The 25,196-nt window shown below is 66.8% G+C and carries 25 protein-coding genes and 1 tRNA gene; 17 read left to right on the plus strand and 9 right to left on the minus strand.

Annotated elements, in window-relative coordinates; genetic code table 11:
- Nucleotides 1-6: 6 nt before the first annotated feature.
- Together ACXYMN_RS08305 and ACXYMN_RS08310 are read right to left on the minus strand one after the other, a co-directional pair.
- The gene (locus tag ACXYMN_RS08305; protein ID WP_459013093.1) at nt 7-1,077 is read right to left on the minus strand and encodes an Mrp/NBP35 family ATP-binding protein; all 1,071 of its coding nucleotides are present in this window, start codon (nt 1,075-1,077) and stop codon (nt 7-9) included.
- An 8-nt stretch (nt 1,078-1,085) separates the two neighbouring features.
- A complete protein-coding gene (locus ACXYMN_RS08310; protein WP_459013094.1) occupies nt 1,086-1,274 on the minus strand; it encodes a DUF6494 family protein in 189 nt (62 codons plus the stop codon).
- Between the two features lie 88 nt (nt 1,275-1,362).
- Between ACXYMN_RS08310 and ACXYMN_RS08315 the strand changes: the two genes are divergently transcribed.
- Nucleotides 1,363-2,103, plus strand: coding sequence for a hypothetical protein (locus tag ACXYMN_RS08315; RefSeq protein WP_459013096.1), 741 nt, complete (start codon nt 1,363-1,365; stop codon nt 2,101-2,103).
- A 152-nt stretch (nt 2,104-2,255) separates the two neighbouring features.
- Here the strand turns inward: ACXYMN_RS08315 and ACXYMN_RS08320 are convergent, their stop codons facing one another.
- Complete coding sequence (locus tag ACXYMN_RS08320; protein ID WP_459013097.1) at nt 2,256-4,220, minus strand: 4Fe-4S binding protein; 1,965 nt, start codon at nt 4,218-4,220, stop codon at nt 2,256-2,258.
- A 136-nt stretch (nt 4,221-4,356) separates the two neighbouring features.
- On the opposite strand from ACXYMN_RS08320, the gene ACXYMN_RS08325 reads away from it, so the two are divergent.
- The 9 genes from ACXYMN_RS08325 to ACXYMN_RS08365 all read left to right on the plus strand — a co-directional run bounded on the left by ACXYMN_RS08325 (nt 4,357) and on the right by ACXYMN_RS08365 (nt 13,152).
- A complete protein-coding gene (locus tag ACXYMN_RS08325) occupies nt 4,357-4,941 on the plus strand; it encodes a DUF3305 domain-containing protein (RefSeq protein WP_459013098.1) in 585 nt (194 codons plus the stop codon).
- On the plus strand, nt 4,938-5,654 hold the full coding sequence (locus ACXYMN_RS08330; RefSeq protein ID WP_459013099.1) for a DUF3306 domain-containing protein: 717 nt from the start codon (nt 4,938-4,940) through the stop codon (nt 5,652-5,654). The genes ACXYMN_RS08325 and ACXYMN_RS08330 overlap by 4 nt, the downstream gene beginning before the upstream one ends.
- Nucleotides 5,651-6,262, plus strand: coding sequence for a TorD/DmsD family molecular chaperone (locus ACXYMN_RS08335; RefSeq protein ID WP_459013100.1), 612 nt, complete (start codon nt 5,651-5,653; stop codon nt 6,260-6,262). Before ACXYMN_RS08330 ends, ACXYMN_RS08335 begins: the two co-directional genes overlap by 4 nt.
- Before the next feature lie 98 nt (nt 6,263-6,360).
- Complete coding sequence (locus ACXYMN_RS08340; RefSeq protein WP_459013102.1) at nt 6,361-6,558, plus strand: twin-arginine translocation signal domain-containing protein; 198 nt, start codon at nt 6,361-6,363, stop codon at nt 6,556-6,558.
- 103 nt (nt 6,559-6,661) lie between these two features.
- A complete protein-coding gene (locus ACXYMN_RS08345; protein WP_459013104.1) occupies nt 6,662-9,652 on the plus strand; it encodes a formate dehydrogenase subunit alpha in 2,991 nt (996 codons plus the stop codon).
- A 14-nt stretch (nt 9,653-9,666) separates the two neighbouring features.
- Complete coding sequence (fdh3B, locus tag ACXYMN_RS08350) at nt 9,667-10,260, plus strand: formate dehydrogenase FDH3 subunit beta (protein ID WP_459013105.1); 594 nt, start codon at nt 9,667-9,669, stop codon at nt 10,258-10,260.
- Between the two features lie 180 nt (nt 10,261-10,440).
- Nucleotides 10,441-11,676, plus strand: coding sequence for a formate dehydrogenase subunit gamma (locus tag ACXYMN_RS08355; protein ID WP_459013106.1), 1,236 nt, complete (start codon nt 10,441-10,443; stop codon nt 11,674-11,676).
- Nucleotides 11,677-11,680: 4 nt separating this feature from the next.
- On the plus strand, nt 11,681-12,988 hold the full coding sequence (locus ACXYMN_RS08360) for a c-type cytochrome (RefSeq protein ID WP_459013108.1): 1,308 nt from the start codon (nt 11,681-11,683) through the stop codon (nt 12,986-12,988).
- On the plus strand, nt 12,985-13,152 hold the full coding sequence (locus tag ACXYMN_RS08365) for a hypothetical protein (RefSeq protein WP_459013110.1): 168 nt from the start codon (nt 12,985-12,987) through the stop codon (nt 13,150-13,152). Before ACXYMN_RS08360 ends, ACXYMN_RS08365 begins: the two co-directional genes overlap by 4 nt.
- 10 nt (nt 13,153-13,162) lie before the next feature.
- On the opposite strand, the gene ACXYMN_RS08370 is transcribed toward ACXYMN_RS08365, so the two are convergent.
- The gene (locus ACXYMN_RS08370; RefSeq protein WP_459013111.1) at nt 13,163-14,422 is read right to left on the minus strand and encodes an MFS transporter; all 1,260 of its coding nucleotides are present in this window, start codon (nt 14,420-14,422) and stop codon (nt 13,163-13,165) included.
- Nucleotides 14,423-14,698: 276 nt separating this feature from the next.
- Here ACXYMN_RS08370 and ACXYMN_RS08375 point away from each other — a divergent pair, with 276 nt between their 5' ends.
- From ACXYMN_RS08375 to ACXYMN_RS08385, 3 genes are all read left to right on the plus strand, one after another.
- Entirely contained in the window at nt 14,699-15,901 is a 1,203-nt protein-coding gene (locus ACXYMN_RS08375) for an FAD-dependent oxidoreductase (RefSeq protein ID WP_459013112.1), read from the plus strand.
- 64 nt (nt 15,902-15,965) lie between these two features.
- Nucleotides 15,966-16,997, plus strand: a complete 1,032-nt coding sequence (locus ACXYMN_RS08380; protein WP_459013114.1) for a YeiH family protein — start codon at nt 15,966-15,968, stop codon at nt 16,995-16,997.
- A 141-nt stretch (nt 16,998-17,138) separates the two neighbouring features.
- Nucleotides 17,139-17,855: a Crp/Fnr family transcriptional regulator gene (locus ACXYMN_RS08385; protein WP_459013115.1), complete on the plus strand. Its 717-nt coding sequence runs from the start codon at nt 17,139-17,141 to the stop codon at nt 17,853-17,855.
- A 45-nt stretch (nt 17,856-17,900) separates the two neighbouring features.
- Here the strand turns inward: ACXYMN_RS08385 and ACXYMN_RS08390 are convergent, their stop codons facing one another.
- From ACXYMN_RS08390 to ACXYMN_RS08405, 4 genes are all read right to left on the minus strand, one after another.
- The gene (locus ACXYMN_RS08390; RefSeq protein ID WP_459013116.1) at nt 17,901-18,119 is read right to left on the minus strand and encodes a DUF1858 domain-containing protein; all 219 of its coding nucleotides are present in this window, start codon (nt 18,117-18,119) and stop codon (nt 17,901-17,903) included.
- 143 nt (nt 18,120-18,262) lie between these two features.
- Nucleotides 18,263-19,618, minus strand: coding sequence for an oxygen-independent coproporphyrinogen III oxidase (hemN, locus tag ACXYMN_RS08395; RefSeq protein WP_459013117.1), 1,356 nt, complete (start codon nt 19,616-19,618; stop codon nt 18,263-18,265).
- 119 nt (nt 19,619-19,737) lie between these two features.
- Nucleotides 19,738-19,814 (minus strand) — tRNA-Arg (locus ACXYMN_RS08400).
- 119 nt (nt 19,815-19,933) lie between these two features.
- Nucleotides 19,934-20,245, minus strand: coding sequence for an ETC complex I subunit (locus tag ACXYMN_RS08405; RefSeq protein ID WP_459013118.1), 312 nt, complete (start codon nt 20,243-20,245; stop codon nt 19,934-19,936).
- A gap of 261 nt (nt 20,246-20,506) precedes the next feature.
- Between ACXYMN_RS08405 and ACXYMN_RS08410 the strand changes: the two genes are divergently transcribed.
- From ACXYMN_RS08410 to ACXYMN_RS08420, 3 genes are read left to right on the plus strand one after another with little or no spacing between them, the layout of a single operon-like run.
- Entirely contained in the window at nt 20,507-20,962 is a 456-nt protein-coding gene (locus tag ACXYMN_RS08410) for a hypothetical protein (RefSeq protein WP_459013119.1), read from the plus strand.
- A gap of 1 nt (nt 20,963) precedes the next feature.
- Complete coding sequence (locus tag ACXYMN_RS08415) at nt 20,964-21,542, plus strand: hypothetical protein (protein WP_459013120.1); 579 nt, start codon at nt 20,964-20,966, stop codon at nt 21,540-21,542.
- Entirely contained in the window at nt 21,539-22,111 is a 573-nt protein-coding gene (locus ACXYMN_RS08420) for an SCO family protein (protein ID WP_459013121.1), read from the plus strand. The genes ACXYMN_RS08415 and ACXYMN_RS08420 overlap by 4 nt, the downstream gene beginning before the upstream one ends.
- 9 nt (nt 22,112-22,120) lie before the next feature.
- On the opposite strand, the gene ACXYMN_RS08425 is transcribed toward ACXYMN_RS08420, so the two are convergent.
- Nucleotides 22,121-22,798: a DUF2270 domain-containing protein gene (locus tag ACXYMN_RS08425; RefSeq protein ID WP_459013122.1), complete on the minus strand. Its 678-nt coding sequence runs from the start codon at nt 22,796-22,798 to the stop codon at nt 22,121-22,123.
- A gap of 173 nt (nt 22,799-22,971) precedes the next feature.
- Here ACXYMN_RS08425 and uvrB point away from each other — a divergent pair, with 173 nt between their 5' ends.
- Nucleotides 22,972-25,173 (plus strand): excinuclease ABC subunit UvrB, encoded by a 2,202-nt coding sequence (gene uvrB / locus ACXYMN_RS08430; RefSeq protein ID WP_459013123.1) that lies wholly within the window; start codon nt 22,972-22,974, stop codon nt 25,171-25,173.
- Nucleotides 25,174-25,196: the final 23 nt, after the last annotated feature.

The raw sequence follows: 25,196 nt of genomic DNA on the forward strand, positions 1-25,196 counted from the left end.
ACGCCATCACGCGTGACCGGTCTTGACCAGCGCGCGGGCCACGTCGCGGAACGCCTGCGCCTGCGGGCTGTCGGGCTTGGAGACGACAATCGGCGCGCCGCCGTCAGAGGCGGTGCGGATATCGAGATGCAGCGGGATCTCGGCCAACAGCGGCGCCCCCATCTTTTCGGCCTCGGCAGCGACGCCGCCATGGCCGAAGATATGCTCCTCATGGCCGCAGTTCGAGCAGATATGCGTCGACATGTTCTCGATCAGGCCGACGATCGGCACCTTGAGCTGGGTGAACATGTCGATGCCCTTGCGCGCGTCCAGAAGGGCCACGTCCTGCGGCGTCGACACGATCACCGCGCCGTCGACCTGGAACTTCTGGCTCAGGGTCATCTGCACATCGCCGGTGCCCGGCGGCAGATCGACGATCAGCACATCGAGCGCCCCCCATTGCACCTGGGTCATCATCTGTTGCAGCGCGCCCATCAACATCGGACCGCGCCAGATCACCGCCTGGCCTTCGTTCATCATCAGACCGATCGACATCATGGTGACGCCGAAATTGCGCAACGGCAGGATGGTCTTGCCATCTGGGCTCGCGGGCCTGCCCGACACGCCCAGCATGCGCGGCTGCGACGGCCCGTAGACATCCGCGTCCAGCAGCCCGACGCGCCGCCCCTCGGCAACCAGCGCACAGGCCAGGTTCGAGGCCACGGTCGACTTGCCGACGCCGCCCTTGCCCGACGCCACCGCCAGAATGCGGTCGATCCCGGGCACCTTCTGCGGTCCCTGCACCTTGGGCTTGCCCGCGCCCGCGCCCTTCAGGTCCGGCGGCGGCTTCGGGGCGGCATGCGCGGTCATCACCACGGACACCTGCCCCGCCCCCTCCAGCGCCTTCACCGCAGCCTCGGCTTGGTCGCGGACCGGCTTGAAGGCCTCTCCCCTGTCGGCGGGCACTTCCAGCACGAAGCGCACCGCGCCGCCCTCGACGTTGAGGGCCTTGACCCGGTTGGCCGCGACGATGTCGCCCCCTGCGGGATCGGAAATGCCCTTGAGCGCGGTCAGAACCGCATCGCGTGTCAGTGCCACAGCTGTAATTATCCCTTGATTGTGCCGGTCACGACATGCTCGAGATCCAGCCCCTCGACGGTCAGCACGACCTTCGCCTCGAAGCTCTGCCCGTCGATGCCCCCCTTGGCCGCGACCGCATCCTCGATCGCCTTCTGCGACGTCACCCCGACCTGCTTCAGGAACTTGCGCAGCGACATGTTCAGTTCTTCGTTCATGGGTGGTCCCTCCCTATCAAACCGTTGACCTCTCTAGGATAGGGCCACTAGCCTTGCAAGCCACAGACCATCTCGGGAAGGTACGCCCATGCTGCGTTATCTCGGCGTCGCGATCGCTGCCCTCTGCGCCGCGGCTCCTGTTCTGGCCGAGGCCGACAAGCGGTTCAGCCTTGCCGCCCCCGCCGCGCTCGAGGACAGCGGCCTGCTCGACTATCTGGTGCCGCGGTTCGCGCTGAAGACCGCGACGCGGATCGCGCGCGGGGCCGACCCCGCGACAGCCGATGCCATCTTCGGCGACCACGGGCGGGCCATGTTCCAGGGCCCGTCCCGCACCTGGTCGCTGGTGGTGCGCGACGACCCGGACGCGCAGGCCTTCGCGGACTGGCTCACCTCCGACATCGGGCGCGGCACCATCGCGGCCTTCCGCGTCGACGGCACCGCCCCCTTCTCGCCCGAGATCCCGCGCCAGGCCACGGTCGCGACGCCGACCTTCGATGGCGACGCGCGGGACGGGGCCGACCTGTCGCTGAAGCTCTGCGGGCGCTGCCACGTGGTCGGCGCGATCAACCGCATGAAGGCCATCGGCTCGACGCCCTCCTTCGCGATGCTGCGCACCCTGCCCGACTGGTCCGCGCGCTTCGAGGGCTTCTATGCGCTGAACCCGCATCCCGCCTTCACCCAGATCGCCGAGGTGACACCCGCCTTCGACCCGATGCGCCCCTCGCCCATCGTGCCGGTCGAGATGACGCTTGACGATCTCGACGACATCCTGGCCTTCGTCTCCGGGATCGCGCCTGCCGATCTCGGCGCGCCGGTCGCGTCGAAATGACCTGACCCGCCCCGGCCCCACGCTCCTGCACGACCCCCTCTTCCGGCCTTTTCTCACGATCGGACCCGAAATACTCCGGAGGTTTGGAGGCAGCGCCTCCAACGCGTCCCCTTGCAAGGGGACGCCCGAGAAAAACCGACGCCCCGGTGCCGTCAGTGATCGCGCCGCTTCGAAGGGCCGTCCTCGAGATAGTCTTCCGTGCGGCGTACACGCGGCCGCTCGGCCCCTGCAAACGGGTTGTTCTGCATGTGGAACTGCGCGTTGACCCGGCAATTGTCGCACATCTGGATCATCCGTGTCGCATCGGGATTGGCAAACATCGCATGATTGCCCGCCAGCTTATCGATGATCCGGTCGATGGTCGATTTCACCCCGAACAGCGCCCCGCATTCGACGCAGGCGAAAGGTTCTTCCTCGTTCAGCACCACCTGCGACAATGCCGCGTCGGTGGTGTTCATGCGCGGGGCAAGGGTGATCGCGGCCTCGGGACAGATCGTCGCACAGAGACCGCATTGCAGGCAGGCATCTTCCTGAAACAGCAGTTGCGGCATGTCCGGGTTGTCGCCCAGCGCGCCCGACGGGCAGAGCGACACGCAGGACAGGCACAGCGTACAGGCCTCCTGGTCGACCAGCACCGCGCCGTAGGGCGCGCCCTGGGGCAGATCGATGATCCCCGCCCCGGGCCGCAGGGCCTTCGTCGCCACCCGTGTAACCTGACGCCGTGTCCCGATCGGCAGGGTCGGCGCGCAGAGCGCGTCGGCCGCGCCGCCATAGAGCGCCTCGGGCAGCGCGTCGGGGTCGGCCAGATCCAGCAGCCGCACCGCCGCCTGCCCGGTCAGCGCATTGGCCAGCCGCATCTCGTGCTCGGGCGTGTCGCGCTCTGTCCGGGGGGCCAGCAGCACATCGACGCGGGAAAAACCCGCCGCCAGCGCCGCCACCATCTCCGCATGGCCGAAACTGGCGATGCTGTCGATCTCGAACGGGATCACGTCGGCGGGCAGGCCGCGTCCGAATCGCGCCACGAGCCGGATCATCCCGCCGCCGTGGTCGGCATCGTGCACCAGCAACCGGGGTGCCGCGCCGCCCGCCCCGCGATAGCTCCGCGCCAGCACATCGAGACGGCGGAACACGGCGGCCACGGGCGGCGCGTCATAGGTGATCGCCCCCGACGGGCAGAGCGCCGAACAGGCGCCACAGCCCGCGCAGACCATCGCGTCGATGGTGACGTGATCGCCGTCGGGCAGAATCGCGCCGGTGGGACAGATATCGAGGCATTTCGAACAACCGACCTGTCCGGCGCGCGAATGGGCGCACAGCGCAGGCTCGGTGCGCACGTAAAGCGGTTTTTCGAAGGTGCCCACCAACTGCGCCGCAAGCGCGGCGGTCTCGGCCACCAGCGCGGGCCGTCCGGGATCGGCGCGCAGATAGCCTTCGCGCTTCTCCGGCGCCGGGAACAGCGGCGTCCCGCCCCGCAGATCGAGGATGATGTCGCATCGCGCCCGCGCGCCGTCCTTCGGCTCGGAAAAGCCGAAGGTTCCGCGCCCCGCGGGCAGCATCTGCCGGAACCCGTCGATCTGCACCGCAAAGCCGCCCAGCGCGCCCTCGGCCCGCACCACGGTCCCGCGCACCACGTCGAAGCGGCGGTCGACAGGCGGATCGCCCATGTCCGATTGCAGCACGGTGACGGCCAGCTGATCGGCCAGCGCCGCGGCGGTTTCGAACACCCTGTCCCCCGCGCCCAGCACGAAACAGGTGCCCTCGGACACGATGTCGCGGCTGCGCGGGGCGGGCACCTCGACCAGCGCCTCGGCGGCCAGCGCGGCCTGTTTCGGCCCCGCCCCGCGCGCCTCGTCGGACCATCCCGCCCGGTCGCGCAGATCGACGAACCCCGGGGTCTCGACACCCAGTTCCTCGGCCAGCATGGTGAAAAACGCGGTCTCCTGCCCGCAGGCCACCAGCGTATCGCCCTTGGCAAGCGCCCTTGCGGCGGCCTCTGCCTCGTGTTGGCAAAGCGCGGTATGGGTGCGGCTCACCTCTAGCCCGGTGGCCTTTGCCAGCGCGGCGGGATCCAGGGATTGCGATCCCAGGCAGTCACAGATCAGTAACCGTTTCACCATGCTCTCCCCGGATGATGTGAGATGTCCCGCAAACGTGCCGCGCCTTGGCGGACATGTTGGGAAATTGTGATTTTGGATACCGGGGTATTGGCGTATAAACAAGAATGAGGCTCGAAATGTTACAAAGCCAAGAGCCATGGGAGAGACCGAAATCACCATTGCCGACCAAATGGCGGCCAGCATTCCTGTCGGCGTGATCATCGAACGCCGACCGGGCGTGACCCGTTGGGTGCGCGAGATCTGGCAACCCCGGGCGCTGTTGCCGCATGCGCCGGACGCCGACTGGCGCGTGCTGCGCCGCGATGGCGACCGCGTCGAGTATCACGCCGCGACCGTGCCGCTGACCCTCTATCGCGGCGAGGCCGAGGCGTACCGCGTCGCGCTGAGCGAACCGGTGCCGGCGGCCTATGTGGTGCTGCGCCCGTCCGTCCGCGAGGATTTCCCCTGGTACGTTCACCTGGTGACCGTGTCGCCGCACGAGGCCGCGCTGTTCGAGCAATCGGGCGACGAGCTGGTCGAAAAGGTGGCGCTTCCGCCAGAACTCGTCGGCTGGACCGGGCGCTGGATCGCGGCGCATTACCACGACGAACCCTTCATCAAGCGCAAGCGCCGCCCCGCCGAGGGGCCCGAGGCCGAAACCCGGCTGGGGGATCCGCGCATCGACAAGGCAACCGACATCTACCGCGCTCCCACCGCGCGGCGTCATGGCGATACGTCATGAGCCGCCCGCGCGATTTCTGGTCCCGCCGCAAGGCGCAGGTCGAGGCAGAAGCCGCCGAGGACGCCCGCAGGGCGGACGAGGTGCAGCGCGACGCCCGGGCGCAGATACTCGCCGAGCAATCCGACGCGGACATCCTCGCGCAATACGGCCTGCCCGATCCCGACAGCCTGATGCCGGGCGACGGCATCGCGGGCTTCATGCGCCGCGAGATCCCCGATCGTCTGCGCCGCCGCGCGATGCGCAAACTCTGGCGGTCGAACCCGGTGCTGGCCTGCGTCGACGGTCTGAACGACTACGACGACGATTACTCCAACGCCGTGACCGACATGCCGGGCGTCAGGACCGCCTACCAGGTCGGCAAGGGCATGAAAGCCCATGTCGAGGCTTTGGCCGCCGAAAAGCGCAAGACCGAGGCGGCGCTGGCGCCGGTCGATGACGATGCCGCAGCGGCCCTGCCCCCGGAGGCCGCGACCGCAGAGGTGTCGCCCGGTGACCGTGTGGCGGACAGCGTGGACGACCGCTTCGACGACATCGGTGGCGGCGACCATGCCGCCACGCCGATCGATGAGCGGCGGCAGGACGCGCCCGAAGGCACAGCTACGACCAAGGTCGCAGATGTGATTGACGAGACGTCGGGAACACCTTTGTATACACTTGACGAAACGATGCCGCGTCCACGCCGGATGCGATTCCGTTTCGAGGAGACGACATGACCCGTGCCGCCGTGGCAGAAATCCAGGTAAGCGACGAGGACCGCCTGCGCGCGGATCTCTACAATTTCCTCGGGCTGCTGCTGGCCGCCCCCCCCGACGAGATGCTGATCGCGCAGGTTGCCTCGCTCTCGGGCGATGACAGCGATCTCGGGCGGGCGATCACCCGGCTGGCGGACTGCGCGCAAACCTCGACGCCCCGGGATCTCGAACGCGAATTCAACGCGCTGTTCATCGGGCTCGGACGCGGCGAATTGCTGCCCTATGCCAGCTATTACCTGACCGGTTTTCTGAACGAGAAACCGCTGGCGACGCTGCGGCAGGATCTGCGCGCGCGCCAGATCACCCGCGCGCCCAACGTCTTCGAGCCCGAAGACAACATCGCATCCCTGATGGAGGTCATGGCCTCGCTGATCGTGGGCCGCTTCGGCGCACCCGCGTCGCTTGAGGATCAGAAGACCTTCTTCAACCGTCACATCGGCCCCTGGGCCGGTCATTTCTTTGCCGATCTCGAAGGCGCCAAGGCCGCGATGCTCTATGCCGCAGTCGGTTCCGTCGGGCGCGCCTTCGTCGAGATCGAGCGCGAGGCTTTCAGATTGTCGTCGGACTAGTCCGGCGCAGGCTCCAACCGGTCCCGGGGGCACGTCAAGGGGATCACACGATCGGGCAGGCAGCGGCCGGCCCATAGCCGAAAAAGGGAGGCATCTTGATGTCGGAGAACAAGCAACAGGCGGGCGCGAGCCGCCGGGACTTCCTGAAGCTCGCAGGCACCACGGCTCCGGCCGCACTTGCAGCGGTCGCCGTCGCCGGCACCGAGGCCGAAGCGTCGGCGCCGACCGATGCCGGTAAGTCCGGAATGCAGGACACCGCGCATACCCGCGCCTATTTCGACAGCGCCCGTTTCTGACGGACGTCTTCACCCGATACCCGGCAGCAGGGCAAGACGCGCCCCGAACGCCCGGACCTGGCCCGTCGAGATGATCCTCTCGGGGCACATAGCGGAGGGAACTATGCTCAGGAAAAAGACAAGCGGGGTCGCGCGGCGATCCCAGAACACCGGACTTCTGTCCGACATCGCAGGCAAATCCGTCGATCGCCGCGCGTTCCTGCGCGGCTCCGGGCTTGCCATCGGCGGTCTTGCCGCCATCAGCGCGACCGCGGGATCGGTCACCCAGGCCTCGGCCCAGCAGGCGGTCAGCGACGCGGTCAAGACGGTCAAGTCGGTCTGCACCCATTGCTCGGTCGGCTGCACCGTGATCGCCGAAGTGCGCGACGGCGTCTGGACCGGCCAGGAGCCGGGCTGGGACAGCCCGTTCAACCTCGGGGCGCATTGCGCCAAGGGCGCCTCGGTCCGCGAGCACACCCATGGCGAGCGTCGCCTGAAGTACCCGATGAAGAAGGTCGGTGGCGAATGGACCCGGATTTCCTGGGAACAGGCGATCAACGAGATCGGCGACGAGATGCTGCGCATCCGCGACGAAAGCGGCCCGGACTCGGTCTATTGGCTGGGCTCTGCCAAGCACAACAACGAACAGGCCTACCTGTTCCGCAAGTTCGCCGCCTACTGGGGCACCAACAACGTCGACCACCAGGCGCGGATCTGCCACTCGACCACGGTCGCGGGTGTTGCGAACACATGGGGCTACGGCGCCATGACCAATTCCTACAACGACATCCACAACTCGAAGGCGATCTTCGTCATCGGCGGCAACCCCGCCGAGGCGCACCCGGTCTCGCTCTTGCACCTGCTGAAGGCCAAGGAGCAGAACAACGCGCCGTTGATCGTCTGCGATCCGCGCTTCACCCGCACCGCGGCGCATGCGGACGAATATGTCCGTTTCCGTCCCGGCACCGACGTGGCGCTGGTCTGGGGCATCCTGTGGCACATCTTCCAGAACAAGTGGGAGGATGAGGAGTTCATCCGCACCCGTGTCTGGGGCATGGACCAGATCAAGGAAGAAGTGGCCAAGTACACCCCCGAAGAGGTCGAGCGGATCACCGGCACCCCCGGATCGCAACTCGAGCGCGTCGCGCGGACCATGGCCAACAACCGTCCCGGCACCCTGATCTGGTGCATGGGCGGCACCCAGCACACCAACGGCAACAACAACACCCGCGCCTATTGCGTGTTGCAGCTGGCGCTTGGCAACATGGGCGCCGCCGGTGGCGGTACCAACATCTTCCGCGGCCACGACAACGTGCAGGGGGCCACGGATCTCGGCGTTCTGGCCGATACGCTGCCGGGCTATTACGGCCTGTCCGCAGGGGCCTGGGCCCACTGGGCGCGCGTCTGGGAAGAGGATCTGGACTGGCTCAAGGGCCGCTTCAGCCAGCAGACGGCGTCCGACAAGGGCAGCGACGATGTGCCGATGATGAACGTCACCGGCATCCCGGTGTCGCGCTGGATCGACGGCGTTCTGGAGGACGCGGCCGATATCGAACAGCCCGACAACACCAAGGCGATGGTGTTCTGGGGCCACGCACCCAACTCGCAGACCCGCCTGCCCGAGATGAAGACGGCGATGGAGAAGCTCGACCTGCTGGTCGTGATCGATCCCTACCCCACCGTCTCGGCGATCATGCAGGACCGCACCGACGGCGTGTACCTGCTGCCCGCGGCCACGCAGTTCGAAACCTATGGCTCGGTCACCGCATCGAACCGGTCGCTGCAATGGCGTGAAAAGGTCACTGACCCGATCTTCGAATCAAAGCCCGATCACACCATCATGAAGCTGTTCGCGGACAAGTTCGGCTTCTCCGAGCAGATGTTCCGCAACATCGAGGTGAACGGCGACGAGCCGCTGATCGAGGACATCACCCGCGAGTTCAACCGCGGCATGTGGACGATCGGCTATACCGGCCAGTCGCCCGAACGCATGCGGATGCACATGCAGAACCAGCACACCTTCGACCGCACCACCCTGAAGGCGCTCGGGGGGCCTGCCGATGGCGATTACTACGGTCTGCCGTGGCCCAGCTGGGGCACGCCCGAGATGAACCACCCGGGCTCGCCGAACCTCTATGACATCTCCAAGCCCGTCGCCGATGGCGGCATGGGTTTCCGCGCGCGCTTCGGCGTGGAACGGGACGGCGACAACCTTCTGGCGGAAGGTGTGGCGCCTGTTGGCTCGGAAATCATGGATGGTTATCCAGAGTTCACCATGCAGATGCTGATCGATCTGGGTTGGGACGGCGACCTGACCGCCGAGGAACGCGCCTCGATCGAGAAGGTCGCGGGCTACCAGGCCCCCGAAGACGCGGGCGACGGCCAGGAAGAGGTCGGCGAGCAAAGCCAGACCGGCCCGATGTCGTCGGATTACGCCAAGCAGGTCGGTGGGATCAACTGGAAGACCGACCTGTCGGGCGGTATCCAGCGTGTCGCGATCGCCCATGGCTGCGCGCCCTACGGCAATGCCAAGGCCCGCGCCGTGGTCTGGACCTTCCCCGACCCGGTGCCGATCCACCGCGAGCCGCTCTATACGCCGCGCTACGATCTGGTCGCCGATTACCCGACCTACGAGGACAAGAAGTTCTGGCGTCTGCCGACCCTCTATGCCTCGATCCAGAAGGACGACTACTCGAAGGACTTCCCGATCACGCTGACCTCGGGCCGACTGGTCGAATACGAGGGCGGCGGCGAGGAAACCCGGTCGAACCCCTGGCTTGCGGAACTTCAGCAGGACATGTTCGTCGAGATCAATCCGCGCAACGCCAACGATCTGGGCATCCGCGACGGGTCCGACGTGTGGCTCTACAGCCCCAGCGGCGGCAAGGTGAAGGTGATGGCGATGGTGACCCAGCGGGTTGCCGAAGGTGTCGCCTTCATGCCCTTCCACTTCGGCGGATTCTGGCAGGGCGAGGATCGCCGCAGTCACTATCCAGACGGCGCGGACCCCTATGTCCTCGGCGAAAGCGCCAACACTGCACAGACCTACGGTTACGACTCGGTCACCCAGATGCAGGAAACCAAGGCAACACTCTGCCGCATCGAAGCCGCGTAAGGAGGAACACTTAAATGGCACGCGCTAAATTTCTCTGCGACGCCGAACGCTGCATCGAATGCAATGCATGTGTGACGGCCTGTAAAAACGAGCACGAGGTGCCCTGGGGTATCAACCGCCGCCGGGTGGTGACGATCCAGGACGGCCAGCCGGGCGAACGCTCGATCTCGGTGGCCTGCATGCACTGCTCTGACGCGCCCTGCATGGCGGTCTGCCCGGTGGACTGTTTCTACCAGACCAACGATGGCGTGGTCCTGCACTCCAAGGACCTCTGCATCGGCTGTGGCTATTGCTTCTACGCCTGCCCCTTCGGCGCGCCGCAATATCCCCAGGCGGGCAACTTCGGCAGCCGTGGCAAGATGGACAAGTGCACCTTCTGCGCCGGCGGACCCGAGGAAGACAATTCCCAAGCCGAGTTCCAGAAGTACGGTCGCAACCGGATCGCCGAAGGCAAGCTGCCGATTTGCGCCGAGATGTGTTCGACCAAGGCGCTTCTGGCCGGTGACGGCGATGTCGTCTCGGGCATCTATCGTGAACGCGTCGTCGCCCGTGGCTTCGGCTCGGGCGCATGGGGCTGGGGCACGGCCTACGACCAGAAGGGCCAGTGAGCCTTTGACACCCAAGGCGGGGGCTGGCCGATCCGGCCGGTCCCCGTTTTTTATCCCGGCCCGGCACGACCCGGCGCATGGGCCAGCGGACAGACCCGAACGGCCCGTTTGATCGCGGACCGTTTCGGTCTATCTGCCAAGCAGTAAAGTTGTCCTGCATCGGGTCATGGAGGCCGCATTATGACCATCCTCAGATACCTTGTCCTGACGCTCGCGCTGCTGGGCGCGGGCCTGCCTGCCGCACTGAAGGCGCAGGCGGTCGATCCGGACGTGCAGCAAGCGGTGCCCAACGAGGCGACCACGACGCTTGAGGACATCCTGCGCCGCCAGCGCGGGCTCAGCGCGGACGACACCGAGGCGCGCCGCGGGCTGGTCGGGCAAAGCGCCCCCACCGCCAGCGCCGACACCGGCCCGCTGGGCACCCTTGGCGGTTCGTCCGATGCCGATCTCTGGCGCGCCCTCCGCTTCGACGAGCGCGAGATCACGACCCAGGCGCGCGGCCCCGCGTCGGCGGTCATCATCCAGGGCGGCGGGCAATGGTGGCTTGAACTGCGCGAAGGTCCGGTGCTGCATTGGGGCGGCTACCTGTTGCTCGGCACCATCGCGCTGCTGGCCCTGTTCTACCTGATCAAGGGGCGCATCCGCATCGACGGCGAAAAGACCGGACGCACCATCGAACGGTTCAAGGGCATCGAGCGTTTCGGCCACTGGCTGATCGCGGGCTCCTTCATCATCCTCGCCTTGACCGGGCTGATCACGCTGATGGGCCGCAAGTTCCTGATTCCGGCCTTCGGGCACGAGGCCTTCGCGACCATGGCGGTGGCGTCGAAATGGTTGCACAACAACGTTGCCTGGGCCTTCATCCTGGGCCTCGTGATGGTGTTCGTCATGTGGGTTGCCCACAATATCCCCGACCGCACCGACCTCAACTGGATCCTCAAGGGCGGCGGCCTTCTGATCAAGGGCCACCCACCCGCGAAGAAATTCAATGCCGGTCAAAAGATGATCTTCTGGGTTGTGATCCTGTTCGGCACCTCGGTCGCGGCCTCTGGCGTGGCGCTTCTGTTCCCGTTCCAGATCACCCTGTTCGAGCCGACCTTCGAGGCGCTGAACGGCTGGGGCGTGCCGTCGCTGTTCGGGCTCGAGGCGTTTCCGACCAACCTCGAACCGCAGGAAGAGATGCAGTTCGCCCAGCTCTGGCACGCCATCCTGGCCTTCGTGATGATGGCGGTGATCCTGGCGCATATCTATATTGGCACAATCGGCATGGAGGGCGCGTTCGATGCCATGGGCTCTGGCGATGTCGAAGAGCAATGGGCGGTAGAGCACCATTCGATCTGGGCCGAAAAGGCCATCGCAGCACGCGACGATGGCCCGCAGAACGCCACCACTGCGGCGGCCACGCCCGCGGAATAGCGCCATGCGCTGCGCCGCCCTTGTCGCCTGCCTCGCGCTGTCCGGGCTGCCCGGGCTGCCCGTGACCGCACAGGACTACGTGGTTTTCGACGGCCATGGCGGGCCGGTCATGGACATCGCCGTCGGGCCCGATGGCCGGATCGCAACGGCCAGTTTCGACAATGCCGTGGGTGTCTGGACAGACGGCGCGCCGCGTTGGCTCGACGGTCACGCGGCGGCAGTGAACACGGTGCTGATCCTGTCCGACACCGAGGCCATTTCGGGCGCCGACGATTTCGACCTGATCCACTGGGACCTCGCCTCTGGGCAGGCGACGCGCCTGCCGGGCCACCAGGGCAAGGTCATGGCGCTGGCCGCCACCGACCGGGTGATCGCCAGCGCCAGTTGGGACGGGCGCATCGGGCTCTGGACCCGCGATGGCGGCGCGGCGCGCTTTCTCGACGGGCATGCCGGGCCGGTCAATGATGTGGCCTTCGCGGCCGGCGGCACGCGGCTTTATTCCGCCTCTGCCGATGGCACCCTGCGCCTCTGGGACGTGGCCTCGGGCGCGTTGATCGAAGAGGTGGTGGAACATGGCTTCGGTCTCAATGAGCTGATCCTCGACGAGAACGCGGGGTGGCTGGCATACGGGGCCGTCGATGGTGTCACCCGCGTCATCGACATCGCCACCGGCACCCCCCGCGCCGACCTGACGCTGGATCGCCGCCCGATCCTGGCGCTGGCCCGGTCCGACGATGGCCGCCGCATCGCGATCGGCGACGGAGAGGGCTATATCTCGGTCATCGACACCGACGACTGGCGCATCGAACGGGATTTCCGCGCCACCACCCACGGGCCGATCTGGGCGCTGGCCTTCTCGCCCTCGGGCGAAAACGTGCACGCCGCGGGGCTCGACAGCCGGGTGCATTCCTGGCCCGTGGCGCGCCTTGGCGAAGACGCGCGGATGCAGACCGAGGGGGCCGCCTTTCTTGCCGATCCCGACGAGATGCCCAATGGCGAACGGCAGTTCAAACGCAAATGCTCGATCTGCCACACGCTGACGCCCGGGTCCGGCCGTCGCGCCGGGCCGTCGCTTTACGGGCTGTTCGGACGCGTCGCGGGCACCGAACCGGACTACATCTATTCGGACGCGCTGGACGGGCGCGACCTGGTCTGGACCGCCGACACCATCGATGCCCTGTTCGACATCGGGCCAGAGCACTACATCCCCGGCACCAAGATGCCGATGCAACGCATCGCCGGGGAACAGGATCGCGCCGATCTGATCGCTTATCTGCGCCGGGAAACCGCGCCCAAGGAGGAAACCGAATGAAAGCCATGCTGCTGGGATTCATCGCCATCGCCGTCATCTCGGTCGCCGCCTGGTTCGGACTGAACGCCTGGGGCTTTTCCGCCGCCGACGTCACCGCGAGCCAGTCCAAGGTGCGCCTTGGCGAGGCCGGACCGGAAAACCCCGGCGATCCGCTGTCCGAATAGGGCAAGCCGCCTAGTCGCGGATCGCGGGTTGCGCCTCCGGATCGTCCTCCCCCGCCAGCACGGCGGTCTCGGGCGTGATCGCGCGCGCCGAGGGCGATACCTTGAAGGCGGTCTTGTCGCGGGGTGCCACGGCCGCCCGCTTCGAAATCCGCAACAGCGCGAACAGAATCAGCAGCACATGCGCCGATGCGGTCGTGAAGAACAGGCTGCTGGTGCCGACCTCGGTCATGGCAAAGCCCGCGACCGTAGGGCCGACGATCGAGCCCACGCCATAGACCAGCAACAGACCGCCACTGACCTGCAACGACGTGCCCGGGGCGGCGTGGTCGTTCGCATGGGCCACGATCAGCGGATACAGCGAAAAGACCGACGCACCGAAAATGGCCGACACGGTCAGGTTCGCCCAGACCGTATCGAGGTCCGTGAAGATGAAGGTGGCATCCGCCATCAGACCCAGTGCCGCCACCCCGACCAGCACGACGCGCCGGTCCAGCCGGTCCGACATCGCGCCCACCGGCACCTGCGCCAGCGCCCCCGCCAGCACCGGCACGCTCGCGAACAGCGCGACATCGGTCAGCGATAATCCGATCCGCGCCGCGTAAACCGCCGACAGCGCCCCGAAAGCCGCGTTCGAGACGCCGACCATCAGCACCGAGAACACCGCGATGGGCGAGTTGCGCCAGAGGTTCCCAAGCTCGAGCTTGACGCTGACCAGCGCCGTCGGCGTCGTGGTCGCCGACACGGCGGTGGGCAGCAGCGCCAGGCAATAGAACATCGCCGCCAGAACGAAGAACATGTACCCGGCCGGATCGCCCAGCGTCAGCACCAGCTGGCCCGCCGTCGTCGCCGACAGGTTGACCATCGTGTAGACCCCGAAGATGCGCCCCCGAGAGCCATGATCGGCCTTGTCGTTGAGCCAGCTCTCGACCACCATCGCGGCCCCGGCAAAGCAGAAACCCGAAAGCCCCCGGAGCGGAATCCATACCCACGGCGTCAGGAAGATAAGCGAAGCCAGCACCGTGATCGCCGCCAGCGCGCACATCGCACCGAAGGCGCGGATATGCCCGACACGCGCCACAAGCACCGGCGTGAACATGCACCCACCGACATAGCCAACCGCCCAGCCTGTGCCCAGAAGACCCAGCGAGGCGGCGGAAAAGCCCTCGATTTCCCCCCGGATGGGCAGGATCAGCCCGTTCATGCCGCCTGCAAAAAGCAACAGCGCGGAGCCCAGCAAGAGCGCCCCCAAAGGCAGCAGGTTACGGATCACGGCACGCTCCTTCGTCAGGCTTGCGACGACGGTATGACCTTGGACGGTCGGATGACAACTGTCGAAATGCGCGGCGGCGGCATCGCGGCGGCACGGCGGCGGCACGGGCGGCGAGGCGCGCGACGAAGCGGGCGGCACCGGATCGCTTGCCGTCGGCATCGGCGCGCGCCATGATGCATGCGCATATCTGGGCGTGCATGGCAGACCGGTGCCATCCACCCGCTACCGCATCTGGCAGACCATCCGCGATGCGTCCGGCCAACAGGGAGGATCGCCATGACCTCGGTCGGCATCATCGGCGCGGGTCCCGTGGGCACCAGTCAGGCGCTCGCCCTGCTGCGCGCGGGCTTCGAGGTGACGCTGTTCGAGCGCGAGGCTCATCTGCCCGCCGACCCCCGCGCGGCCACGCTGCAACCCCCGACGCTCGAGATGCTGACCGCTCTGGGCAGCGGCGCGGCCATCGTCGAACAGGGTCTCCAGGCCCCGGTCTTCCAGTTCCGCGATCGCCAGAGCGATACGGTCATCGCCGAATACGACTACGGGCGGCTTGCGTCCGAGACCGACTTTCCCTTCGCGTTGCAATGCGAGCAATTCAAGGTCGCCGACGCCAACGTGCAGCTGATCGAGACGCTGGCTCCCGGAACGGTGCAATTCGCGACCACGATCATCGGCTTCGCGCAGGATGCCAATGGGGTAACCGTGTCGGCGCGCGGACCGGGCGGCGATGACACCCACCGGTTCGACTATCTCATCGGCTGCGATGGCAATCGAAGCGCCACCCGCAAGATGCTCGGCATCGCGTTCGAGGGCTTTACCTATGCGAACCGCTTCCTCGTGCTGTCGACCCCCCATGACTTCTACCGGCATGGCTACCGGACCCGCAACAATGTGCTTGATCCCGATCGGTGGTGCGCCCTCTACAAGGTGCCGCACAAGGGTCCGCCGGGGCTCTGGCGCATCGTCCTGCCCGCGCCGCCGGTGGATGTGGATGTCACCACCGACGCCTATGTCGCCGACCAGATCGGCGGCATCGACTCCGCCCTGCGCCTGACCGACATCCATCACCGCAACATCTATTCGGTAAACCAGCGCGTTGCCGCGCGTTTCCACAAGGGACGGGTCTTTCTGGCCGGGGATTCGGCGCATGTGAACAATCCGCTGGGCGGGCTGGGGATGAACTCCGGCATCCATGACGCGATCAACCTGACCGAGAAACTGGTCGCCGCGCGCGACCGGCCCGAAGACGCGGACGCGTTTTTCGACGCCTATACGCGCGAACGGCGCGGCATCGCCACCGGGTATGTGCAGGCCCAGTCGATGCGGAACAAGGCCCGCATCGAAGCCCGCACGCCCGAGGACCGCAAGGCGACCATCGACGCGCTGCGTGCCGATGCCGACGATGCCGCCCGGCACAGGCACTGGGTGATGGAAGCCTCCTTGATCAAGGGCCTGCGCGATCTTGCGGCCGGGTCCGTCTGATGTCGTGGCAGGGGTGTCACCGGTGGCGCATGATCGGGGCGACGGACCGGAACGGGGTCGCCGCTTGAACGACAAACGCGCTCAGGGGCTGTCCGTCGGACGCATCGCCGAAGCGGTCGGCAGGGCCACGCCGGGCCTTGCTGTCGCCGCCGTCATCGCGCTGGCCAGCAAGTTCGTATCCCAGCATTACGGCGCGCCCGCCATGCTGCTGGCCCTGCTGTTCGGCATCGCTCTGAACTTTCTCAGCGACAACGAACGCTGCACCCACGGCATTGCCGTCGGCGCGCGGACCGTGTTGCGGCTGGGGGTGGCCCTGCTTGGCCTGCGGATCAGCTTCGACATGGTCACCGCCCTCGGCCTGCCCGTCGTGCTGCTGATCAACGGGGCCGTCGCGGCGACCATCGGTTTCGGCCTCGCGGTGTCGCGGCTGTTCGGCTTCCGCTACCGGTTCGCGTTCCTGTCTGCGGGGGCGGTGGCGATCTGCGGAGCCTCGGCGGCCCTTGCCATCGCCGCCGTGCTGCCCCGGGACGAAAAATCCGAACAGCGGCTGGTGTTCACCGTGGTCGGCGTGACCGTCCTGTCGACCATCGCGATGGTGCTCTATCCGATCTTCGGCCAGCTCATGGCATTTGACGATGTGACCGCCGGCATCTACCTCGGGGCGACCGTTCATGACGTGGCCCAGGTGGTTGGCGCGGGCTTCTCGATCTCCGAGACGGCGGGCGAAACGGCGACGCTGGTCAAGATGCTGCGGGTGGCGATGCTGGCCCCCGTGGTGGTCATCGCGGCGTTGGTGATCCGCAGCCGCGCCGACGCCGATGCGACCGCCCCGCGACCCCCGCTGGTGCCGGGCTTCGTGCTGGGCTTTGTGCTGCTGGCGGCGCTCAATTCGCTGGTGGCCCTGCCGCAGATCGTCACCACCGGCGCGCAGACCGCGTCGTCCTGGCTGTTGCTGATGGCCATCAGCGCGGTCGGGCTCAAGACCCGGCCGGGCGAGATCCTCAAGGTCGGTCGCGCCGCCGCCGCACTTCTGCTGGCCGAGACGGTGTTCCTGGCATTGCTGGTCACCACGGCGCTGCTGCTGATGCGGGGGTGACGCCGTGCGCTCGAGCGGACCCCCAGTCGATATCGGTACCGGGCATAGCCTGCGGCACCCTGCGGCCCCGCCCGCCTGCGAAGACGTGTGCGGACCGGCTTTGATCTGGAATGCGCGGCGCGCCTGTGGCAAGCATCCGGCATGGTTCTGGACACGCCCCGCAAATCCCTGCCCCGGCTCGATGAGAGCCTGCTGACGCATATCCCGCCGTTTTCTCGGCTCGATCGGCGTCAGATCCGGACCATTCTCGACCTGGCGCTGGTGCGCCGCTACGAGACCGGCGCGCATATCTTCGACGAAGGTGCCGCGGCGGACCGCTTCTTCATCCTGCTCGACGGATATGTGCGGGTTGTGCGGGTCACGCCGAACGGCGACCAGGTCACCGCGCTGCACATCCCCTCGGGCCAGCTTCTGGGCTTTGCCAAGGCCGTCGGGCGCGACACCTATCCCGCGACGGCGGTGGCGGCATCGGACTCCATCGCGCTGAGCTGGCCCATGCGACTGTGGGACAGCTTTGTGGCCGACTATGACGGCTTCGCGACCGAGACCTACAAGACCATCGGCAACCGGCTTGGCGAAATGAACACCCGCATCATGGAACTGGCCACCCAGCAGGTCGAGCAGCGCGTCGCCAACGCGGTCCTGCGGCTGGCCAACCAGAGCGGGCGCAAGGTCGACGACGGCATAGAGATCGATTTCCCGATCACCCGGCAGGACCTGTCCGAGATGACGGCAACCACCCTGCACACGGTCAGCCGCATCCTGAGCGCCTGGGAAAAGCAGGGGCTGGTGCAAAGCAAGCGCAAGCGCATCAAGGTCTGCGACCCGCATGCCCTGGTGGTGCTGAGCCAGGCCTGAACCCGTCGCGCATCGCCGACCGCCTGCCATCGGCGCATCGCCCTGTCAGCGCCCCCTGTCGATCGCCCCGCGCAGTTCCGCAACAAACGCATCCCTGTCGAGGCGGTACTCGAAGCAGGCATCCGAGACGGTGTGGAACGGTCCGATCAGGCAACCCACACACAGCATGTCATGCCGCAGGAACACCACAGACGCCTGCGGCCAGCGCGCCATCAGATCGGACACCGGCAGGTCGGGATCATCAAGGCGGTCCGGTCGGGGCATCGGCATTCCTTTTGCACCATGATCCCCGGCTTTCCGCTACAGACGTTGAGCAAGCGCAAAGTTCAGACTGTCTCGACACGTGCGGGCCGGTCCTGTGGCACGCCGCGTGCACCGAGCCAGGATGACCTAGGATGCCGCACCGTTCACGACGCGCGCGAATAGCGCACACCGTCCGGCACATGGGCGTCGAAGGCGCTGGCGATGATCCGCGTCAGGGGGCGTCCCTCGGGCCGGATCTCGATCACGTCGCCGGTCTGCTCGACCAGATCGCCGAACCGCGCCGCGATGCCCGCCAGCAGCGGCGCGAGGACGCGCGCGGCTTCGCCGAACTCGGCGCGCAGATCGGCCGGATCCAGCCGGAAATCGCACATCAGCCGCTCGATGGCGCGGGCGCGCAGGTCGTCCTCTCCGGCCATCTCGTGGCCGCGGATCCCGGCCAGCTGCCCGGCCTCGATGCGCTGGATATAGGCTGCCGTGGCGGCGGCGTTCTGCACGTAGCCACCGGGCAACCGCGAGATGGACGAGGCCCCGAGCCCGATCAGCGTCTGGCAGGTATCGGCGGTATAGCCCTGGAAGTTGCGTCTGAGCATGCCGGTGCGCCGCGCGGTGTCCAGCGCATCGCCGGGCCGCGCGAAATGGTCGATGCCCACCGGGGCCAGCCCCGCCGCCTCGAACCGCGCTGCCGCCAGCTGCGCCAGACGCAACCGCGCCTCGTCGTCCGGCAAGGCGTCCTCGTCGATCAGTTTCTGACGCTTGGACACCCAGGGCACATGCGCATAGCCGAACAGCGCCACCCGGTCGGGCGCGAAGCTCAGCACCTTCTCGACGGTGTCGGCGATCCGCGCCTCGGTCTGGTGCGGCAAGCCGTAAACCAGATCGGTGTTGAGCGAGGTAATCCCCGCCGCGCGCAGATCGGCGACGCAGGCGCGGGTCACGTCGAAGGGCTGTGCGCGCCCGATGGCGGCCTGCACCTCGGGGTCGAAGTCCTGGATGCCGATCGAGGCGCGCGTCATGCCCTCGGTCGCCAGCGCGTCGATCTTGGCGCGGTTGACCATGGTCGGGTCGATCTCGACCGAGAACTCGAAATCCTCTGCCGGGGCAAAGACCTCGCGCACCGCGCCCGCAAGCCGGTGGATCAGCGCGGGCGGCAGGATTGTCGGCGTGCCGCCGCCCCAATGCAACCGCCCCATCCGCAGCCCCCTTGGCAGGATTTCGCGCATGAGCGCCAGCTCGGCCTCGAGCGTGCCGATATAGGCCTCCACCGGGCTGAGTGTCTGCGTGCCCTGCGTGTGACACGCGCAGAACCAGCACAGACGTTCGCAAAACGGGATGTGCAGATAGACCGACACCGGCACGCCCGGATCGAGCGCGGCCAGCGACGCCGCCTGAAACGCCGCCCCCGTCCCGGGCGAGAAGACCGCCGCCGTCGGATACGAGGTATAGCGCGGCACCCGCGCATCGAAGAGGCCAAAGGCCCGAAGCTTGTCGAGATGTGTCATGCACTCTCAATGGCGCAGATGGCGGTGCGATTCCTTGCGCTCGATCAAACCGTACGCGTGTCGCGGCCATCGCTGCCGCACCGCCGGTGCCTTTGCCGGGCGTGGCGCGGAAGATGCAATGGCGATCCCTGAAGGACTCGAACCCTCAACCTGCTGATTAGAAGTCAGCTGCTCTATCCAGTTGAGCTAAGGGACCGCTCTGACCCCGGTCAACGTGGCCGGGCCATCGCGTCCTAGCGCAGCACGGACAGACGGGCAATCCCATGTGGCGCGGTCGGGGGCCCGGCAATCGATGCGCTGCCGGAACGCGCAGGCTCAGTGCGTCCAGGCCGACCGGCGGTCATAGGCGAAATTCTCGGAATAGCCCTTGGGGCGCACGTTGTGCTTGCGGCGCTTGGGGTCGAAAACCTGCGCGTCGATGCCGTGGTCGCGGGCATAGTCCACCGCCGCTTCCTTGGTCTCGAACGGTATTCTCACCTGCGCCTGCGTGTCCGAGGACGATGTCCACCCCATCAGCGGGTCGACCGTGCGCGGCGTCTCGGCGACGAATTCCAGAACCCAGCCTCGGGTTTTGGCGTATCCAGACGACATGGCGGTCTTGGCGGGCTGATAGATACGGGCGCGCATGGAATCCTCCGAACGATGCGCGATACTTATCGGCAAATTCCGCGCCTTGCGCAAGGCGGCGGATCATCCTTGGGCGATGGCTGCGTCCCGCGCGCCCGATTGCCCGCAGATCGCCACCACGGGTATCGACCGCCAAACCCGCGCGCCGCGTCTTGCGCCCGGCACCGCACGATGCGCGCACACCATTGTGACCCCGCTCAGGCCGCATGAGCGTAGTCTGACCCGGTAAAGCGCGACATCCGGTCGCAATGGGAGCAGGCCATGAAACGCATCCTCTGGGCCGCGGCCCTGATCTGCCTCGCCACGCCGGGATCGTCCGGGGAAGGCAGGCGCATCACCGTCGAGGGAGAGTTCATCGACACCTGGTGCTACTTCTCGGGCGTCATGGGCGGCACCGATGCGGTCGTGGGCGCGGCGCATCACACCTGCGCGCTGTGGTGTTCTGCGGGCGGCATTCCGGTCGGCCTGCTGGCCCCCGACGGCACCGTCTACATGGTGCTGACACTGCCCGGCACCGATCAGCTTGCGGGGGGCGACACGGCGCTGACCCTGGCGTCGCACAGCGTCACGGCGGACGGCATGTTCTACGAACGCGACGGGCTCAATTACATCCTGGTCGAGACCGTGGTGACCGATCACGGCATCACCAATCGCAACCACGAAGACTACGGCGTCGTCCCCGGCTTCGCGATCCCCGACGATGCACTGGAGAACTGAGATGCGCATCATTGCCCTTGTCGCAAGTCTGCTCGGCCTGATCGCGGCCCCGGCCTTCGCGCAGGACTTCTCGGAAGGCTCGGAAGCCCAGTCCTGGAACCTCTACGGTGAACAGAAGGCCCGCTTCGAGGCCGAGGTCGTGGACCCGATCTGCATCCTGACCGGGGCCTGTGACGACGCCTGCGCGCCCGGTCGCCAGTCGGCGCTGCTGCGATCCGCCGACGACGTTCTGGTGATGCCGCTGAAAAACGGCCAGCCGGTGTTTTCCGGTGCGGCAGCGGATCTGGCCCCGTTTTGCGGCCAGTCGGTCGAGGTCGACGGGTTGATGATCGAGAACCCCGAAAACGGCGCGACCCGCGTCTATCAGGTGCAACGCATCCGCACCTTGCCGGGGGGCGACTGGATGCCCGCCGACCGCTTTACCCGCGACTGGGCCAAGGCCAACCCGGACGCGGCGGGCGACGGGCCATGGTTTCGCCGCGATCCACGGGTGAAGGCCCGCATCGCCGCACAGGGCTGGACCGGGCTTGGCGTCGCGGCAGAGGAGGCCTTCGTCAGGGACTGGCTCGGCGTCGAATGATCCGCGCTGCCGTCCTGATCCTGCTGGGGCTTTCCGCACCGGCCCTTGCGGCGGGCGCGCCGTCCAGCGCCGCGCCCTTCCCGATCGAGCTGGGCGGGGCCTTCACGCTGACCGATCAGGACGGTGCCCCGCGCACCGAGGCGGCCCCGGGCAGCGATCTTCAACTGCTGTTTTTCGGCTATGCCAATTGCCGGTCGATCTGCGCCGTGGCCCTGCCCTTGATGGCCGAAGCCACCCACCAGCTTGAAGCGGCGGGCGTCGACGCGCGCCCGGTGATGATCACCGTCGATCCAGAACAGGACCGGGTCGACACCATCGGCGCGCCGCTGGCCGCGTTTCACCCGGCCTTCGAGGGGCTGACCGGCAGCGCCGCTGCCCTGCAGACGGTCTATGACCTGTTCGCGGTCCCCCATGAGGTGCTGTTCATCGAACCGTCGGGCCAACCGGTCTATGCGCATGGCAGCCACATCTATCTGCTCGACGGCAAAGGCAGCTTACTGACGTTGCTGCCGCCGATCCTGTCGGGGCACCGGCTGGCCGAGGTCGCGGCGGGCTACGTCGCGCGTTGAGCCCGGATCTCAGCCCATGCTGGTCATGACCTGCCGCCGCGCCGCACGCTTGCGGTCGTCGTTCCAGCTCCAGAACGCGGCGGCGGCCCAGATCAGGCAATAGAGCGCCCCGACCGCCAGAACGAACACGCCGCTCAGCGGCCCGATCGTCGCCCGCTCGACCATGGTCGCGACGTCCGGCACCGGAGTCGGATGCACCACCAGCTTGCCGACATAGGCCGAAGTCTGGATCAGCAGGATCCAGAAATAGCTGCGCCGGATACGCCGCCCCAGCGCCACCCCCATCGAGACATGATGGCGCGGCGTCCAGTAATCCTCGGCCAGGGTCTTCTGCCAGCCCTGCTCCATGTGCAGATTGCCGTCATGCAGCATCGGCGCGAAGAAATGCGTCTCCATCCAGCGGCACCGCGCCCGCCAGACGTTGAAATACCGGTAGCGCCGGGCCTCGAGCGTCAGGAAGAAACAGATCAGGATACCGACGAGGATCAGCGGCAGCGCCGAGGCCGCGGGCGACGAATACGAGATCGACAGCGCGATCCCCAGCGTCACCACCGCCCAGTTGGTCGTGGTATCAAGCCGCGTGCGCCAGATCGTCGAGCGGTAGACCTCGCCGCGGTAAAGGTGCGCAATGGCCCCGATTTCCGCCGCGTTCAGTGTCTTGCGCTCCTTTTCGACCGTATCCTCCATGCGCTTTCCCCCCGCGATCAGCTTCGCACGATGCCCCTTTTTTAAGCAAGCGCAACCCGCGCCCGCAGCGCCATCTCGCAACCGGTCGAGGCGGCGCGCGCCGGTCATCTGCTGCGGCCCCTTGAATACCGCGCCGCAGCGCGCAAGTCTCACCTCTGACAAGGAGCCGAACGATGCACAACAATCGCCCCGACAGCATGCCGATGCTGCTGCATACCTCTGCCCCGGATGTGGCCGCGCGCGAAAAGCTGGAAGGCGGTCGGCGCTTTGTCATGCACACGGAATACAGCGCCGCGGGCGATCAGCCCAATGCCATCGAAGAGATCAGCGAAGCGGTGCGAAGCGGCGAACGCGACCAGGTGCTGCTGGGGGCGACCGGCACCGGCAAGACCTTCACCATGGCCCGCGTGATCGAGGAAACCCAGCGCCCCGCCATCATCCTCGCCCCGAACAAGACGCTGGCAGCGCAGCTTTACGGCGAGTTCAAGCAGTTCTTCCCGGAAAACGCGGTCGAATATTTCGTCAGCTACTACGACTACTACCAGCCCGAGGCCTATGTCGCGCGGTCGGACACCTATATCGAGAAGGAATCCCAGATCAACGAACAGATCGACCGCATGCGCCACTCGGCCACCCGGGCGCTGCTGGAACGCGACGACGTGATTATCGTGGCCTCGGTGTCGTGCATCTACGGTATCGGTTCGGTCGAGACCTATGGCGCGATGACCGTCGATCTGTTCACCGGCAAGGAATACGACCAGCGCAAGGTCATGGCGGATCTTGTGGCCCAGCAATACCGCCGCAACGACCAGGCGTTTCAGCGCGGGTCGTTCCGGGTGCGGGGTGACGTGCTGGAGGTATGGCCCGCCCACCTTGAAGACCGCGCCTGGCGGTTTTCCTTTTTCGGCGAAGAGCTTGAGGCGATCACCGAATTCGACCCCCTGACCGGGCAGAAGACCGGCACCTTCGACCGCATCCGCATCTACGCCAATTCGCACTACGTCACGCCGCGCCCGACGATGAAACAGGCGGTGGTCGAGATCAAGAAAGAGCTGCGCATGCGGCTCGATCAACTGGTCAGCGAAGGCAAGTTGCTGGAAGCCCAGCGGCTGGAGCAGCGGACGAATTTCGACATCGAGATGCTGGAGGCCACCGGCGTCTGCAACGGCATCGAAAACTATTCCCGCTACCTCACGGGCCGCGCCCCCGGAGAGCCGCCGCCGACCCTGTTCGAGTTCATTCCCGACAACGCCATCGTCTTCGCCGACGAAAGCCACGTGTCGGTGCCGCAGATCGGCGGCATGTACAAAGGCGACTACCGGCGCAAGTTCACGCTGGCCGAGCACGGCTTCCGCCTGCCCTCCTGCATGGACAACCGCCCCCTCAAGTTCGAGGAATGGGATGCCATGCGCCCGCAATCGGTCTTTGTCTCGGCCACGCCCGCCGCGTGGGAGCTGGAGCAGACCGGCGGCGTCTTCACCGAACAGATCATCCGCCCCACCGGCCTGCTCGATCCACAGGTCGAGATCCGGCCCGTCGAAACCCAGGTCGACGATCTTCTCGACGAGATCCGGCAGGTCAGCGCGGCGGGGTTCCGCACGCTCTGCACCGTGCTGACCAAGCGCATGGCCGAGGATCTGACCGAATACATGCACGAACAGGGCATCCGCGTGCGCTACATGCATTCCGACATCGACACCATCGAGCGGATCGAGATCCTGCGCGACCTGCGGCTTGGTGCGTTCGACGTGCTGATCGGCATCAACCTGTTGCGCGAGGGGCTGGATATTCCCGAATGCGGACTGGTGGCCATCCTGGATGCGGACAAGGAAGGTTTCCTGCGCTCCGAAACATCGCTCATCCAGACCATCGGGCGGGCGGCACGCAACGCCGACGGTCGCGTCATCATGTATGCCGACCGCATGACCGGGTCGATGGAGCGCGCCATCGGCGAAACCAACCGCCGCCGCGACAAGCAGATCGCCTATAACGAAGAGCACGGCATCACCCCCGCGACGATCAAGAAAAACGTCGAGGATATTCTGGCCGGGTTCTACAAGGGCGACGTGGACATGAACCGCGTCACCGCGCAGATCGACCCGAAGATGCAGGGTTCGAACATGCAGGCGGTTCTGGACGGGCTGCGTCAGGACATGCGCAAGGCCGCCGAAAACCTCGAATTCGAGGAAGCCGCGCGGCTGCGCGACGAGGTCAAGCGGCTGGAAGCGGTCGATCTGGCCATCGCCGACGACCCGATGGCGCGCCAACAGGCGGTCGCGCGAGCCTCCGAAGAGGCCACCAAGCGGTCGGGCCGGTCAACCGCCGGACGCGGCGGGATGCGCGGCGGCAACGTGCAACGCAGAAAGAAGCGCTAGGCCGGGGCCAGTCCGACCCGCCC

It is taken from the genome of Roseivivax sp. CAU 1753, from assembly GCF_054482575.1.